This is a genomic window from Thermomonas sp., from assembly GCF_019104945.1.
Classification (GTDB): domain Bacteria; phylum Pseudomonadota; class Gammaproteobacteria; order Xanthomonadales; family Xanthomonadaceae; genus Thermomonas.
The window spans coordinates 1-15,149 of sequence record NZ_JAHRWW010000034.1 but is presented as its reverse complement, the minus strand read 5'-3'; the positions used below and the strand labels follow the sequence as shown (position 1 = coordinate 15,149).

Annotated in this window: 13 protein-coding genes; all 13 read left to right on the top strand. The window is 58.9% G+C overall.

The features are described from left to right. The first annotated feature begins 182 nt into the window (after positions 1-182). On the top strand, positions 183-1,241 hold the full coding sequence (locus KUL77_RS08715; RefSeq protein ID WP_297145839.1) for a pilus assembly protein PilM: 1,059 nt from the start codon (positions 183-185) through the stop codon (positions 1,239-1,241). After that, complete coding sequence (locus KUL77_RS08710; RefSeq protein WP_297145837.1) at positions 1,241-1,981, top strand: PilN domain-containing protein; 741 nt, start codon at positions 1,241-1,243, stop codon at positions 1,979-1,981. The genes KUL77_RS08715 and KUL77_RS08710 overlap by 1 nt, the downstream gene beginning before the upstream one ends. Continuing rightward, the gene (pilO, locus tag KUL77_RS08705) at positions 1,978-2,661 is read left to right on the top strand and encodes a type 4a pilus biogenesis protein PilO (protein ID WP_297145834.1); all 684 of its coding nucleotides are present in this window, start codon (positions 1,978-1,980) and stop codon (positions 2,659-2,661) included. The genes KUL77_RS08710 and pilO overlap by 4 nt, the downstream gene beginning before the upstream one ends. A 44-nt stretch (positions 2,662-2,705) precedes the next feature. Next, entirely contained in the window at positions 2,706-3,179 is a 474-nt protein-coding gene (locus KUL77_RS08700) for a pilus assembly protein PilP (protein WP_297145869.1), read from the top strand. A gap of 22 nt (positions 3,180-3,201) precedes the next feature. After that, positions 3,202-5,265, top strand: coding sequence for a type IV pilus secretin PilQ (gene pilQ / locus KUL77_RS08695; RefSeq protein ID WP_297145831.1), 2,064 nt, complete (start codon positions 3,202-3,204; stop codon positions 5,263-5,265). A gap of 122 nt (positions 5,266-5,387) precedes the next feature. Continuing rightward, positions 5,388-6,380 carry a MoxR family ATPase gene (locus tag KUL77_RS08690; RefSeq protein WP_297145828.1) on the top strand — a complete coding sequence of 331 codons (993 nt, stop codon included), beginning with the start codon at positions 5,388-5,390 and terminating at the stop codon, positions 6,378-6,380. A gap of 5 nt (positions 6,381-6,385) precedes the next feature. Continuing rightward, entirely contained in the window at positions 6,386-7,297 is a 912-nt protein-coding gene (locus tag KUL77_RS08685; protein ID WP_297145825.1) for a DUF58 domain-containing protein, read from the top strand. Further along, on the top strand, positions 7,294-7,755 hold the full coding sequence (locus tag KUL77_RS08680; RefSeq protein ID WP_297145822.1) for a DUF4381 domain-containing protein: 462 nt from the start codon (positions 7,294-7,296) through the stop codon (positions 7,753-7,755). The genes KUL77_RS08685 and KUL77_RS08680 overlap by 4 nt, the downstream gene beginning before the upstream one ends. Continuing rightward, positions 7,755-8,762: a VWA domain-containing protein gene (locus tag KUL77_RS08675; protein ID WP_297145820.1), complete on the top strand. Its 1,008-nt coding sequence runs from the start codon at positions 7,755-7,757 to the stop codon at positions 8,760-8,762. The genes KUL77_RS08680 and KUL77_RS08675 overlap by 1 nt, the downstream gene beginning before the upstream one ends. Continuing rightward, the gene (locus tag KUL77_RS08670; protein WP_297145818.1) at positions 8,759-10,516 is read left to right on the top strand and encodes a VWA domain-containing protein; all 1,758 of its coding nucleotides are present in this window, start codon (positions 8,759-8,761) and stop codon (positions 10,514-10,516) included. The genes KUL77_RS08675 and KUL77_RS08670 overlap by 4 nt, the downstream gene beginning before the upstream one ends. After that, positions 10,513-12,150 carry a BatD family protein gene (locus tag KUL77_RS08665; RefSeq protein WP_297145817.1) on the top strand — a complete coding sequence of 546 codons (1,638 nt, stop codon included), beginning with the start codon at positions 10,513-10,515 and terminating at the stop codon, positions 12,148-12,150. The genes KUL77_RS08670 and KUL77_RS08665 overlap by 4 nt, the downstream gene beginning before the upstream one ends. A 51-nt stretch (positions 12,151-12,201) precedes the next feature. Continuing rightward, a complete protein-coding gene (locus KUL77_RS08660; RefSeq protein ID WP_297145815.1) occupies positions 12,202-13,545 on the top strand; it encodes a dicarboxylate/amino acid:cation symporter in 1,344 nt (447 codons plus the stop codon). Between the two features lie 102 nt (positions 13,546-13,647). Further along, positions 13,648-15,149: transketolase (gene tkt, locus KUL77_RS08655; protein WP_297145814.1), on the top strand; the 1,502-nt coding region annotated here is incomplete at its 3' end.

The following is a 15,149-nucleotide window of genomic DNA, read 5'->3' as shown; positions in this document are numbered from 1 at the left end:
TGACAGCGGGCGACGGGGGGTGGCCGGTTGTTGCGGAAGTTTACGTCTATCTCTTTTGAGGCCGGATGAAGACAATTTGTGTCAACGTCTTGCCAAAACGGGTGGGTATAGCGTAAAAAGCTCGTTATTCATGTATTACTGTAACTGGCGCACCTAAGCGCCTGTTTGGAAGGGGAGAGATCGTGGGCCTGGGGACGAAGACGCAACCGCCACTGATTGGCGTTGATATCAGCTCGACTGCGGTCAAGCTGCTTCAGCTTGCGCGCACCGGTGACCGCTACCGCGTAGAGCACTACGCGGTTGAGCCGCTTCCGCCGAATGCCGTGGTTGAAAAGAACCTCGTCGAGGTTGAAGCCGTAGGCGAAGCCATTCGCCGCGCCGTCGCGCGCTGTGGAACGCGGGTCAAGCACGCCGCGGCCGCCGTATCGGGTTCGTCGGTCATCACGAAAGTGATCCCGATGCCCGCAACGCTGGACGAAGATGAACTGGAATCACAGATCGAACTGGAAGCGGTGAATTACATCCCGTATCCGGTGGAAGAAGTGAATCTGGATTTCGAAGTGCTGGGGCAGATGCCCGGCAACACCGAGATGATGCAAGTGCTGCTAGCGGCCTCGCGTTCTGAGAACGTCGAAGTGCGCGCCTCGGCGCTGGAACTAGGTGGGCTTACCGCCAAGGTCATCGACGTCGAGGCCTTCTGCATCGAAAATGCCTTCGCGCTGATGGCGCCTACCCTCAATGTCCCGCGCGACGGCTTGGTAGCGTTGGTGGATGTGGGCGCCACCATGACCACCCTCAATGTTTTGCGCGGCGGGCGCAGCATCTACACGCGTGAAAACGTGTTTGGCGGCAAGCAGCTCACCGACGAGGTGATGCGCCGTTACAACCTCAGCTATGAAGAAGCGGGTCTGGCCAAGCGTCAGGGTGGCTTGCCGGAAAGCTACGAAATCGAAGTGCTCGATCCATTCAAAGAAGCCATGGTGCAGCAGGTCAGCCGATTGCTGCAGTTCTTCTACGCGGGCAGCGAGTTCAACCGCGTCGATCAAATCGTTTTGGCGGGTGGCTGTGCCTCGATTGCAGGTATCGCTGGCATGGTGGAAGAGCAGCTAGGGATTCCTAGCGCAATCGCTAACCCCTTGGCGCAGATGACGCTGGGGCCGCGTGTTCAAGCGCATGCACTTGCGCAGGATGCCCCGGCCCTGATGATCGCTTGCGGCCTCGCACTGAGGAGTTTTGACTGATGGCAAAGATCAATCTCCTGCCGTGGCGTGAAGAACGCCGCAAAGCACGGCAAAAAGAGTTTACGGTGATGCTGGCACTGGCGGTATTGGCCGGTGTGTTGGCTTCCGTACTGGTCTTCACCTATTTCACTGGCCGAATTTCCAGCCAGAATGCGCGCAACGAGTACTTGCGTGGTGAAATTACCAAGGTCGATGGACAGATCAAGGAAATTGAAGCACTTGACCAGAAAAAGTCCAAGCTGCTGGCACGCAAGGAAGTGATCGAACAGCTGCAGTCCAACCGTTCGCAGATGGTGCACCTGTTTGATTCGCTGGTGCGCACCATTCCAGATGGCGTCGCACTGACCACGATCAAACAAGAAGGCGACATCCTGACCCTTAGCGGTCGTTCGCAGTCCAATGCGCGTGTTTCCACGTATATGCGCAACTTGGAAAGCTCGGGTTGGATGACCAACCCAGATCTGAACGTCATCGAGGCGAAGGAAGGCAACGCAGGCCTGCCGTATGAGTTTACATTGAAGGTCAAGCTGGCTAATCCGAGCGAAGCCAAGGCTGCAGGTGAGACGGCGGCAACGGAAGCCGCAGCACCTGCCGCGGCCGCACCAGCGGAGGCTCCGGCAGCAGCGCCTGCCACGCCAGCCGCTAGCCCGGCAGCTGCTCCGGCTCCAGCGGCAACGCCCGCCGCCGCTCCGGCTCCAGCTAAGAACGCAGCGCCCGCAGCGGGAGGGAGCGCATCGTGAATAAGAAAAAGATCAATATCAACGAGCTGGATTTCAGCAATATCGGCGGCTGGCCGCGCGAAGCACAGCTCGGTTTCTGTGGGCTGGTGGCGCTGCTGATCTTGATCGTGGCGTGGTTTGTCATGATCAGCGGCAAGCGTGATGAGTTGAAAGGGCTGGAATCGCAAGAATCTGATCTGCGCACCGAGTTTGAAAACAAACAAGGGCGTGCAGCCAATCTTGAGCCGCTGAAACAGCAGCTCGCGCAAATGGAGCAGCAGTTGCAGCAGATGCTGCGTCAGCTCCCCAGCAAAACCGAAATGCCAGACCTCATCGTGGATATTTCGCAAACTGCGTTGGCTACAGGTATTCAAAACGACCTGTTCCAACCGGGGCCCGAGACCAAGCAAGAGTTCTATGCCGAAAAGCCCATTGCATTGCGCATGGTGGGGACGTATCACCAGTTCGGTGCATTCGTCAGTGGTGTGGCTTCGCTGCCGCGGGTGGTCATCATGACCATGCACGATATTTCGCTGCAGCCAAAAAACGCGAAGAACAATCCCAATGCGCGGATCAGCGGCAATACACCGCTTGAACTGGCGGGTACCGTGAAAACCTACCGCTATCTGGATGAAGATGAAGCGGCACAGGCAGAAGCGGATGCGTCGCAAGCTGACAAAGCCAAGCAGGGAGGCAAGTGATCATGCGCATGCAAACCTTTGGGCGCGGAGCGGGAATCCTGCTGATGCTGCTGGCCTGCTTGACGCTCGCCGCCTGCGGCAGTGGCCGTAGTGATCTTGAAAAATGGGTGGCCGAAGTCAAAGCCAAACCGGCGCCGCCGCTGGAACCGCTGCCTGTGATGCAGCAGTTCGAGACGTTTGAATACACCGCGCAGAATATGCGCGATCCGTTCGATCAAACCTTCAGTGGAGAAGGGTCGAGCGGGCCACGGCCGGATCCCGGTCGGCGCAAGCAAACCCTCGAAATGTTTCCGCTGGACAGCTTGAAGATGGTGGGTACGCTGGGTAGTGGAAGCAGCTTGGTCGCACTGGTGATGGCACCCGATAAGGTGACTTACCGCGTGCAGCCGGGTGACTATATGGGGGAAAGCGACGGTCGCGTGACCGCCGTGCAGGAAGACCGGGTGGAACTGGTCGAACTGGTTCCGGATGGCGCTGGCGGATGGCTTGAACGCCCCGCCAAACTGGCGCTCGAATGACAATTGATTGGGGAATAGACCGATGACCGTCACCAACGCCAAGCACATGCAGCCAGTCCGGCGCTCGTTGCCTTTGGGAGCTCTTGCCGCAGGACTTGCGGTGGGCTTATACGCTACGGGCGCAGCTGCACAGCCCGTCACAGTTGCTACGCTCAGCATGGCGCAAAGCGCGACCGGCGCGATGGCCGATCCGGCCAAGCGTTCGCCGGATGCTGTAAGCGTGTCCAGCATCGATTTCAAACGCGGAGATGGCGGATCAGGAAAATTGATTCTGCATTTCTCAGGCGATACCGCGGCCCCGGATCTGCGCAATATGGGCGGCAATGTCGTGGTCGATATCGGCAATGCTCAGCTACCTGCGGCACTGCAGCGGCCAATGAATGTCACCGACTTCGCCACCCCGGTGCAGCGCATCGACGCGCGTACCACCAGTTCGGGTGCGCAGCTGGTGTTGGGCACCAAGGGTGATTTCGAATCACTGGCCTACCAGCGCGGCAACGAATATGTGGTTGAGATTGTGCCGCGTGCGCCTGCTGTAGCCCAAGCAAAGGCCGCACCGGCCCGCGCAATGGGTGCTGTGGCATCCGCCTCAGGTACGAGCGAAGCCACTGTGCGCTACAGCGGCAAGCCGGTTACGTTCAACTTCCAAGACGTACCGGTGCGCACTGTTCTGCAGCTCATCGCCGAGTATTCCGATCTGAATATCGTGGCGGCTGATACCGTACAAGGCAGCGTTACCTTGCGCCTAACCAATGTGCCGTGGGATCAGGCGCTAGATCTGGTGATGCAGTCCAAGTCGCTCGATAAGCGCCGCAGCGGCAATGTGATCTGGGTCGCGCCGCAGCAAGAAATTGCCGCGTTCGAACAGGCCAAGGAAGACGCGCGCATCAATTTGGAAGAGCGCGCCGAAAAGGTTACTGAATACATCCCGATCAATTACGCCAATGCGGAAGATATCGCCAAGCTGTTGACCGAAGAAAGTAAGAGCAACCAGCAGAATGGCGGCGGCGGCCAAATGGGCGGTGGGCAGAACTCGCAGGATCGCGGCTTCCTGTCGGGACGCGGTAGCCTTAGCTACGACAAGCGCACCAATACCCTGCTTGTGGTCGATATTGCACCGCGCGTGGCCAGCATCAAAAAGCTGGTACAAGAACTCGATAAGCCGGTCGATCAGGTGGTGATCGAGGCGCGGATCGTGATTGCCAACGAAAACGTGGCACGCGAACTGGGTGCTAAGTTCGGTATCAGCGGCAATAAAGACAATGTCTCCTACGGCGGCAATTTGGCGGATACGCTGGCCAACCGGCAGTCGGTCACCAATACGACCAATGCCAATAACCTGCTCTATACCAATGCACTCACGGCGTATTTGAATGCTAATCCGGGAAGTACCCCTGGGGACGCCAATGCACCACGTGCGCCGGGTCAGGGCTGGAACACCAATACGCCAAATTATGGTGCCAATACCATCACGCGCAGCATAATGAGCACCCTACCGGCGGCACTGACGGGTACAACCCCAGGCTCGCTCGCGCTGTCGGTGCTCAATGCTGGGTACTTGCTAGACGTTGAGCTCTCGGCGATCCAGCAGCAGGGGCGTGCGGAAGTGGTGTCCAATCCGCGTATTGTTACCAGTAATCAGAAAGAAGGCGTGATTCGCCAAGGCCGTGAGATTGGTTATTTGACGGTCACCGGCACCGGCGGGCAGCTGACGCCTACGGTGAACTTCAAAGACGCGCTGATGGAGCTGCAAGTTACCCCGACCATCACCAATGACGGCCGTGTATTCCTTGATATGAACGTCAAGAAAGACGAGCTCGACGGCTGGGTGGAAATGGGCACTTTCGGCCGCGTGCCGATGATCGCCAAGCGTGAAGTCAACACCGCAATCTTGGTAGAAGATGGGCAAACCGTGGTGGTGGGTGGTGTCTATGAATTCTCGGACGCCTCGCAGATCACCAAGGTGCCGTTCTTGGGCGACATCCCGATTCTAGGTAACCTGTTCCGCAATAAGAACCGTACCAAGAGCAAAGCAGAGCTGCTGATCTTCGTTACCCCGAAGGTGATGCGCGTAACGCAGCGCTGATTACGTGATTGTTGCTTAACAAAAACGGGAGCTTAGGCTCCCGTTTTTGTTTGAGCCAGCTGCAGGGCGAACCTTCATGGCGTTATATGGTCATAGCACGTATTGGTGACAGGCGAGTGGATATGGAAACGACGTCGCAAGAAAATTCGCGCTTGCAGAAGGTAGTGCAGACACTGCGGGCCGAGCTGGAGCAGGAGATACTGGGGCAGTCGACACTCGTCGAGCGCCTATTGATAGCTTTGCTGGCAGATGGGCATTTGCTGGTAGAAGGCGCACCAGGTTTGGCAAAAACGACGGCGATCCGAGCGCTGGCATCACGCATCGAAGCGGATTTTTCGCGCGTGCAATTTACCCCCGATCTACTGCCTGCAGATTTGACCGGCACTGAGGTATGGCGTCCCCAAGACGGTCGGTTTGAGTTTCAGCCAGGGCCAATTTTTCATTCGGTTCTGCTTGCCGATGAGATCAACCGCGCCCCGGCCAAAGTGCAGTCGGCATTGCTGGAGGCGATGGGCGAACGCCAAGTCACGGTGGGGCGGCAGACCTATCCGCTATCGCCATTATTTATGGTGATGGCAACGCAGAACCCTATCGAGCAGGAAGGCACGTTCCCACTTCCGGAGGCGCAGCTGGATCGGTTTCTGCTTTATGTGCAAATAGGCTACCCGAAGGCAGAAACCGAAGTAGATATTCTGCGGCTGGCGCGGGAGCGTGCGCTTGTTCAAGAACAGCCCGCGCACGCAGGCCACGTGTGTATTTCGCAACAGGATATTTTTGCCGCACGCCGCGCGGCTTTGGAGATCCATTTGGCACCGGCGCTGGAGCGCTATTTGGTAGAGCTGGTGTTGGCATCGCGTGAACCTGCGCGCTACGACGCGGCTTTGGCACGAAAGATTGCATGGGGGGCTAGCCCGCGTGGTTCGATTGCGCTGGATCGCTGTGCACGTGCGCGCGCATGGCTCAATGGGCGTGATTACGTGACCCCAGAAGACGTGCGTGCAGTCGCGCCCGATGTGCTGCGGCACCGGGTGTTGCCCAGCTACGAGGCGCAGGCCGAAGGTTGGGACGGCGGGCGTCTGGTTGAAGAGCTGCTGCGGTTGGTGCCGCTTCCTTAAAGCAAATGAGTGGAACCCTTGCCACCGAAGGCGTGCGGCCAAGCTTGGCTGAGCTGATTGAGCTGCGTGCACTCGTGCAGGGGCGTCGTCCTGCGCGGCAGGGGCGCTACGGGGTGCAGGGGCATGCGCTATCGAACCTGCGCGGCCGCGGAATGGAGTACGCCGAATCGCGCGAGTATGCGATGGGTGATGATGCGCGGCATATGGACTGGCGTTTGACCGCTCGCAGTGGAAAGGCGCATACCAAGTTATTCCAAGCCGAGCGCGAACGCTTGACCTTGATCGTGGCAGATACCGCGCCCGCACTTTATTTTGGAACGCGGGTGCGCTTCAAGTCGGTGCAGGCCGCGCGAGCGGGGGCGCTGATGGCGTGGCTGGCGCTACGCGATGGTGATCGGCTTGCAGCACTTTGCGGCAGTGAAAGCGGCATGAGTGTTGCGCCAGTGGCGGGAGTGCGTGGTGTCATGCACGTACTCGATGCGCTCACGCGTTGGTATTCGGTGCCGCCGCCTGCATCGGTGCCATTGACCAAGCTACTGGAACAGGCGCAGCGGCTGCTGCGTCCGGGGGCGCGCGTATTGGTGCTTGCAGATCCGCAGAGTGTGCTCGACGTTTCGCCTTTACGCTGGGCGGCGCTGGCCAAATTTGACAGCGGAATTTTACTGCTCACCGACCCATTAGAAAGTAAGCCACCCAAAGCGCAGTTGAGCTTTGTGGGTGAAGCAAATGAGCGCGTGACGCTGGCACTGGATGCAGCAGCGGTGCGGCAGCGTTGGTTGCAAGCATTTGAGGCACCGGTTGCATCAGCGCTGGCGTTATTACAGGCCAAGGGCATACGCGCGGCCGAGCTGTCGAGCCATGCACAGAGCGATACGTGGCTGGGGTTGATGGATCGCCCAAAGGGGGCGTGGCGATGATGCCCGGTCAGCCGTCCGTGCTGCCGTTGAAAGCCATGCACGCAGGTGTAGCGCCCGCGTGGTGGCCGCCTGCACCGGGCTGGTGGTTGCTGATGGCGGCAATCATTGCGCTTATTGCAGCTGTGTCCTATTGGCTGTTACGTCGACATCGGCGTCGGTTAGCGTTGGAGCGTTGGTTCGATGCCGAGCTTGCCGGCGCTGCATCGGCACAGGATCAGCTGGCGGCGCTCTCTGCACTTTTGCGCCGCGCCGCGCGCCGTATCGATCCGCAGGCCGATCGGTTAGAGGGGGCCGAATGGCTTCGGTTTCTTGATGTAGGAATGATGCCCCCTGTATTTGAACAAGAGTTGGGTGTTTTGCTTACAGAAGGGTTGTATCAACGCGAGGTGGATGACGCGCAGCTAGCTGCGCTGCGCGTGGCCGCGCGGCGGCGTTTTCTCAGTTGGATGGGGGCGTGATGATGCAGTGGTGGTCGGCCGCAACGAGCGTGGATTTTGCTTGGCCGTGGCTACTTATTGCGGCGGTATTGCCGTGGCTGTGGTATCACATTATCGCGGGGGCTACGCCGCAGCAGGCGGCGTTACATGTGCCTTGGCAGAAACGATTGCAGCAGGTGGCACAGGGGCGCAGCGGGTTTGTGCGGTCGCGCAAATTTCCGTGGCTGTTGTGGCTTGCTTGGTGCTTGTTATGCGTGGCAGCCGCGCGCCCGCAACAGTTGGGAGCGCCGATTGCACCGCCACGTGCAGGGCGTGAGCTGATGTTGGCGCTGGATCTTTCGGCGAGCATGGCCGAGGAAGATATGCAGCTGGGCGGGCAGCCGGTGGGTCGCCTCACCGCGGCCAAAGCCGTACTCGCTGATTTCCTGCAGCGCCGTACGGGAGACAAAATTGGTTTACTGGTCTTTGCCGATCGTGCGTTTGCGCTGACGCCACTGACGCTCGATCATCAAAGCGTCCGTCTGCAGTTACACGATGCGGTGCTTGGGCTAGTGGGGCGAGCAACGGCGCTGGGCGACGCCATTGCGCTGGCTACGAAGCGGCTTCAGGGGCAAGGCGCGAAACAAAAAGTTTTGATCGTGCTCACCGATGGCGTGAATACCGCCGGTGTGGTTGAGCCGGAGAAGGCGGCTCAGATTGCGAAAGATGCCGGTGTGCGTATCTATACCGTGGCTTTTGGTGGCGATGGAAGCGCGCTATCGGTATTTGGGTTTCGTCTGCCACTAGGGGGTGGTGATGATGTAGACGAAGCAGGGCTTAAGCGCATCGCCGAGATGACCGGAGGGCAGTCGTTCCGCGCGCGCGATACCGAATCACTTGCCAAAATTTACGAGGAAATCAATCGCCTAGAACCGGTCGCTCAGCAGGGGCAAATGATTCGCCCCAAAATCGAACGCTATCCAGTTCCGCTGGGTTTAGCGCTTGGGCTGATGCTGCTCGCGCTGCTCCTGCCGAGGCGAAACGTATGAGTGCGCTGTTCAATACGCTGTTGGCGGTGCACTTCTTGCGTCCGTGGTGGCTGCTTGGGCTGCTGTTATTGCCAGTACTCATGTGGGTGTTGCGGCGAAGGTCAGGGCCGCAAAATGTATGGCAAGAGATCGTGGATCCGCATTTGCTGCCGCATTTATTGGATCGTTCGACTGAAATTCAAACAAGCGGCATTTGGGCGAAGCGATTGGGCCTGCTGGGGGCCGTGCTCGCGATAGTGGCCATGGCTGGGCCGAGTTTTGGAAAGTCTGAGCAACTGCTGTGGCAGGCGCGTCAGCCATTGGTGATTGCGGTGGATCTTTCACGGGCAGCGTATGCGAATGATGTGCAGCCGTCACGGTTGGCACAAATGCGCGCCAAGCTTGCGATGCTGCTGCGTGAGCGGAACGGTGGGCAAGTTGGGCTGGTGGCGTTTGCTGATGATGCGTTTACCGTGGCACCACTCACTGATGATGCCAATAACGTAGCGCTGTTTTTAGATGCGCTTTCACCCGATGTGATGCCTGCGGACGGGCAGCGCGCAGACCGCGCCATTGCATGGTCGCAAAAACTATTGCAGCAGGCAGGGTTTCCGCAGGGCGACATAGTGTTACTCACCGATCATGCTGATGCGCGTGCTATCGCCGAAGCCAAGCGCGCCCATGCTGCAGGCTACCAAGTCTCCGTACTGGGTGTTGGTACGGCGCATGGAGGTGTATTTGAAGGCGTCTCGGGATTAGTCAGAACACAGTTTGATGCTGGTTCGCTGCAAGCATTGGCGGCAAGCGGCGGAGGCCGCTATGCGGCATTGACTGCGACGGATGCGGATGTGCGCGCACTGGGTGTGCTGGATCCGCGGCAGGCTGGCAGTGTCTCGAAACAGACAGAACAAACGACAGTTTGGCGCGATGATGGCTATTGGTTGCTGCCGTTGGTATTGCTGTGCTGGTTGCCGCTGTTCCGTCGCGGGCGCGGAGCGTTATTGGCGCTAAGCATGCTCTGTGTACTGCCCATTTTCCCAGTGGATGCGCAGACGGTGTCTGCTCCGCAAGGCGGGCTGTGGCAGCGTTCCGATCAGGCAGCGTATGCGCAGATGCAAGAGGCGATCCGGCGCTACGACAAGAAAGATTATGTGCAGGCATCGCAGCTATTACAGCAAGAGAAGAGTGCCGATGGGCTGTATAACCTCGGCAATGCGCTGGCGCAGCAGGGGCGCTATGACGAGGCGCTTGCGGCTTACGATCAGGCGTTAAAGCAGCAGCCGACAATGGCAGACGCGCTTTATAACCGTAAAGTCGTTGCGGCGGCGAAGAAACAGCAGCAACACAAGCAGCAACAAAATAAACAGCAAGGTCAGCAGAGCAAGGATCAGCAAGGTCAACAGCAGCAGGGGCAGCAGCAAGGTCAGAATCAAGCGCAAAACAAAAACCAAAATCAGGGGCAAAAACAGCAACAGCAAAATCAACCACAAGAGTCTTCTTCAGCAAACGCTCAAGATGAACAAAAACAGAGGCAAGCCGATGCCGCGCAGCGTGAGCAGATGCGGCAAGCGCTTAATAAAACGCAGCAGAAAGCAGAGTCTGCGCGCGCTGCTGCAAAGCAAAATACACCTGCAGTGCGCGACGAAACACCTGCGCAGCGTGAGCGCCGATTGGCCAATCAAGCTTGGCTGCAGCGCGTGCCGGATGATCCTGGAGCATTGCTGCGTGCGCGCTTTCAACTAGAAGCGCGGCGCCGGCAGGAGGGCGTGCCGTGAACAGGCTGTTCGCACGCCGCATCGGGCTGGTGCTGGTATGGATGCTGTTGGTGTGTGCGTTGCCTGCAGCAGCACAAACGCGCGCTTGGCTTGATCGCGCAAGTATTTATAGCGGTGAAACAGTTGCCCTCAATATCGAAACCGATCAGCCGCTATCGCAGGTTGATTTCTCCCCCCTACGCGCTGTTTTTGAAGTGGGCGGGCAGAGCGTTCGCCGCAGCTATTCTTTGGTCAATGGGCGGTCTTCATCGACATCGGTGTTTTCAGTAGGGCTACGCCCGCGTGGAGATGGGGTATTGATTGTTCCAGCGCTGCACGTTGGTACGGCGCGCACGCAGCCACTGCAGTTGACGGTGTTGCCAGCACCCGAGCCGAAAGCAGGTGCGAATGCGGATGTCTTTGTTGAAACCGAGGTGGACGCGACCCAGCCTTATGTGCAACAAACGGTGGGCGTGACGGTGCGGTTGAATTATGCGGTGCCGCTGGCGTCGGTGCAGTTGGAGCTAGAGCCGCCTGCCGATGCGAGCTTGCAACGGGTGGGTGATGACATCACCTATAGACGCAGTATCGACGGGCGTTCATTTCAGACGGTCGAGCGCCGGTTCATGCTGATCCCAGAGCGCAGCGGGGCGCTGCTACTGCCCGGTGCACGGTTTAACGGCACGCGTGCCGGTGGTTTTTTTGACCCGCTTTCAAGTGCTGCAGATGACACGTTGGCGGCAGCAGCGCCAGTGAAGCGGCTGCAGGTGCTGCCGATACCGTCAGGCGCACCGACACCTTGGTTGCCGCTGCATCGGCTGATGTTGCGCTATTTGCAGGTCCCGCAGCAGGCTTGGGTGGGGCAGGCGGCTGTGGTTGAAGTGGAAGCGGTTGCCGACGGTGCGACGGCGGCGCAGATGCAGACCATTGATTTTCCTGCACAAGACGGCGTGCAGATTTTTGCCGATCCGCCGCGCACGGAGGAACAGTTTGCGGATGGTCGCCCGCAGACGGTGGTGCGGAGAAGGTTTTCCATCGTTTCACAGCAGGCGGGGGCGCTGCGCGTGCAGGGGCCGCGTGTGGCGTGGTGGGATGCAGTGCAGCATCGCGCAAGCGTGGCTGCGTTGCCGCCGCTTATCCTAGATGTTGCGCCGGGTGTGGGAGCAAGCCATTCGGTAGAAAAAATCCAGCCATCACCTGAAGCAGCATCGCCGCGAGCCGCAGCTTCCGCGCAGCAAAAAGCCGCCGCGCCGAAGCAGTGGCGCGAGCTGTGGTGGGCGGCAGGCGTATTGGTGCTGCTTATCCTCGGCACTTTATATGCAGGGCGTCGTAAAGAAGGGCGCTCGCAGGCGCAGGCGGCCGCTCCGCATCAGCTCACGTTGGCGCAAGCGCTGCAACAGGACGATCTGGGTGCGATCAGCATGGCATTGGTGGCCGCATTAGGGCTGCCTGAGTGGAATTTAGAAGCTGCTGCTGCGCTGCTGGGGGATGCGGAGCAGCGCCGTGCGATAGCGCTTTTGCAGGCCGCGCGCTGGGGGGCGGCCGACCCTAAGCAGGTGCTGGCTCTGCTGCGTCAAGCGTTTTCGAAGGGAGTTAAGCTGCAGAAGACGAAGCAGCAGGCGTCATCCCTATTGCCGCCGCTGTATCCCAAATAAATCTTCGACCTGTGCTAAGTTTCGCGTCTGTTTTTTGAAATTGGGCCGCCCATGCACGCGATCGATAGCACCCCTAAGAAGCCTGAAAAGGGCATGCCGCTCCATTTCAAAGTGCTGATTGGGTTCACCTTAGGAACGGCGCTGGGTTTGCTGGCGCACGCTACGGCGACGGATGCTGCATGGATCCACGGCATTATTGATTACCTCACCAAGCCATTTGGGCAGATCTTCCTCAATCTGCTGTTTATGCTGGTGGTGCCGCTGATTTTTTCGGCACTGGTGCTGGGTGTCGCGGAGCTGGGTGACGTGGCCGCACTGGGGCGGTTGGGCTGGAAAACGCTGCTCTATACCGCCTCGGTAACCGGCGCTGCGGTACTGATTGGCTTGGTATGCGTACATATTTTCCAGCCCGGAATGCATATGGACGCGTCGCTGGCCGAAAAGGCACTGAGCGGCAATGTGCTTAAAGCCGGGGAAATTGTCAGTAAGGGCAATGAGCTGCGTTTTATGGACCTTCTGGTCAATATCGTGCCGCACAATATCGTGGGCGCGATGGCCGACGACAAGCAGAAGCTTGGCATTGTGTTTTTTGCGCTGATGGTGGGGATTGGGCTGGTGATGAAGCCCACGCCCGGCACGCAGGCGTTCAAGGGCGCAATGAACGGCCTGTTTGAAATCTGCATGCATCTTATCGGCATGTTTATTCTGCTGGCGCCTTACGCGGTGGCGGCGTTTATGTTCAATCTCACCTTCCAGCTAGGCTGGGATGTGATCCAAAGCCTGATTTGGTTTGTGGTGACGGTGCTGGCAGCGCTGGCCCTGCACGGTTTTGTGGTGATCCCGCTGTGGGTGCGGTTGATGGGAGGGATGTCGCCGCGCTTGTTCTTCCGTGAAACTCAAGAAGCCACGCTGACCGCATTTGCCACTGCTTCGTCCACCGCCACGCTGCCGGTGACGCTGCGGGTGGCGGAAGAAAATCTGAAGCTGCCGCGCAAGGTGAGCCGCTTCGTGCTGACTGTGGGCGCGTCGGCGAACCACCACGGCACCGCCCTGTTTGAAGGCATTACCGTACTGTTCTTGGCACAAGTCTATGGTGTGCAGTTGGGCATTCCGCAGCAGTTGATGGTGCTGGTGCTGTGTATCTTGGGCGGTATCGGCACTGCCGGTATTCCCTCTGGCTCGCTGCCGGTGATCGCGATGATTTGCGGCATCGTGGGTATCAATCCTGAAGGTATCGGCATCATTATTGGCGTCAATACCTTCTTGGATATGTGCCGGACCTCACTCAACGTAACGGGTGACCTTGCCACCGCCGTGGTGGTGGCCAAGCGTAGCGGTGAGCAGGATATGCCCGACGACGAGACGATGGCCAAACTCGATGAATTGGTGCACTGAGGCAAGGTAGGCAAAACTGAACCTTTCCGTGTGCTGGGTGTGTGTGGGCAGGCTGAACATGGGACAATAGGCGTTCCCTTCGTTTCGCCTGCCCAAGCTGACATGACTGCTCCTACCCGTCGCGATCTCGCCAACGCTGTTCGTTTTCTTGCCATTGATGCGGTGCAAGCCGCCAATTCCGGGCATCCCGGTATGCCAATGGGCATGGCGGATATCGCCGAAGTGCTGTGGAATGATTATCTGAAGTGCAACCCGGAAAACCCCGGTTGGGCCGATCGCGATCGCTTCGTGCTGTCCAATGGTCACGGGTCGATGCTGCAATATGCGCTGCTGCACCTAACGGGCTATGACGTTTCCATTGAAGATTTGAAGGCGTTTCGCCAATTGGGCAGCAAGACGGCGGGGCACCCGGAAAACCACGTTTGCCCCGGCGTTGAAACCACCACTGGCCCGCTGGGGCAGGGGATTGCCAATGCAGTTGGTTTTGCCCTTGCTGAAAAATTGTTAGCGCAGCACTTCAATCGTGAAGGTCATGCTGTTGTTGACCACCGCACGTGGGTGTTTTTGGGCGACGGCTGCTTGATGGAAGGCATTTCCCACGAAGCCGCGTCGCTGGCAGGCACGTGGGGCCTACATAAGCTTGTTGCGTTCTGGGACGACAATAAAATCAGTATCGACGGTGATACCGATGGCTGGTTTACCGACGACACGCCCAAGCGCTTTGAGGCTTACGGCTGGAACGTGATTCGCGGTGTGGATGGGCATGACGCCGCTGCAATCAAGGCTGCGATTGAATCGGCGCTGACCTGTGCCGATAAACCCACCTTGATCTGCTGCCGCACCACCATTGGGTTTGGCTCGCCTGCAAAGGCGGGTAAAGAGTCCAGCCACGGCGCGCCGCTGGGCAAGGACGAAGTGGCCGCCACGCGCGCTGCGCTGGGCTGGCAGTACGGTGCGTTCGAGATTCCAGATGCGGTTTACGCAGGCTGGCGCGGCGACCGACAGTCGGCCGAGGCGCAGTGGAATGCGCGCTTTGCCGCTTACAAGGCGGCGCACCCTGCCCTGGCCGCCGAGTTTGAACGTCGTATGCGTGGTGAACTGCCGCAAGGGTTTGACGCTGCTGCCGACGCTTTCATTGCCAAGATTCAGCAAGACGGCCCGAGCATTGCCAGCCGTAAGGCGTCGCAAAACGCCATTGAAGCATTCGCCCCGCTGCTGCCGGAATTGATCGGCGGTTCGGCGGATCTAGCACATTCCAACCTCACCCTGTGGAAGGGCAGCAAGTCGGTGACCAGCACCGATGCCGACGCCAATTACATTCACTCTGGTGTGCGCGAGTTCGGTATGACCGCGATCAGCAACGGTTTGGCGCTGCACGGTGGTTTCATTCCGTTTGATGCAACCTTCCTCGTGTTTTCCGACTACGCGCGCAATGCGGTGCGTATGAGCGCGCTGATGGATATTCGCGCGATTCACGTCTATACCCACGACTCGATCGGTCTCGGCGAAGACGGCCCCACCCACCAGCCGGTGGAGCATGTTTCGTCGCTGCGCTATATCCCCAATAACGACGTATGGCGCCCCTGCGATGCAGTGGAGTCGGC

Excerpts from the sequence above, each read along its gene's own strand:
- pilQ (WP_297145831.1), top strand. The coding sequence starts at position 3,202 with ATGACCGTCACCAACGCCAAGCACATGCAGCCAGTCCGGCGCTCGTTG.
- KUL77_RS08670 (WP_297145818.1), top strand. The coding sequence starts at position 8,759 with ATGAGTGCGCTGTTCAATACGCTGTTGGCGGTGCACTTCTTGCGTCCG.
- KUL77_RS08680 (WP_297145822.1), top strand. The coding sequence starts at position 7,294 with ATGATGCCCGGTCAGCCGTCCGTGCTGCCGTTGAAAGCCATGCACGCA.
- KUL77_RS08675 (WP_297145820.1), top strand. The coding sequence starts at position 7,755 with ATGATGCAGTGGTGGTCGGCCGCAACGAGCGTGGATTTTGCTTGGCCG.
- KUL77_RS08710 (WP_297145837.1), top strand. The coding sequence starts at position 1,241 with ATGGCAAAGATCAATCTCCTGCCGTGGCGTGAAGAACGCCGCAAAGCA.
- KUL77_RS08690 (WP_297145828.1), top strand. The coding sequence starts at position 5,388 with ATGGAAACGACGTCGCAAGAAAATTCGCGCTTGCAGAAGGTAGTGCAG.
- KUL77_RS08660 (WP_297145815.1), top strand. The coding sequence starts at position 12,202 with ATGCACGCGATCGATAGCACCCCTAAGAAGCCTGAAAAGGGCATGCCG.
- KUL77_RS08685 (WP_297145825.1), top strand. The coding sequence starts at position 6,386 with ATGAGTGGAACCCTTGCCACCGAAGGCGTGCGGCCAAGCTTGGCTGAG.
- KUL77_RS08700 (WP_297145869.1), top strand. The coding sequence starts at position 2,706 with ATGCTGCTGGCCTGCTTGACGCTCGCCGCCTGCGGCAGTGGCCGTAGT.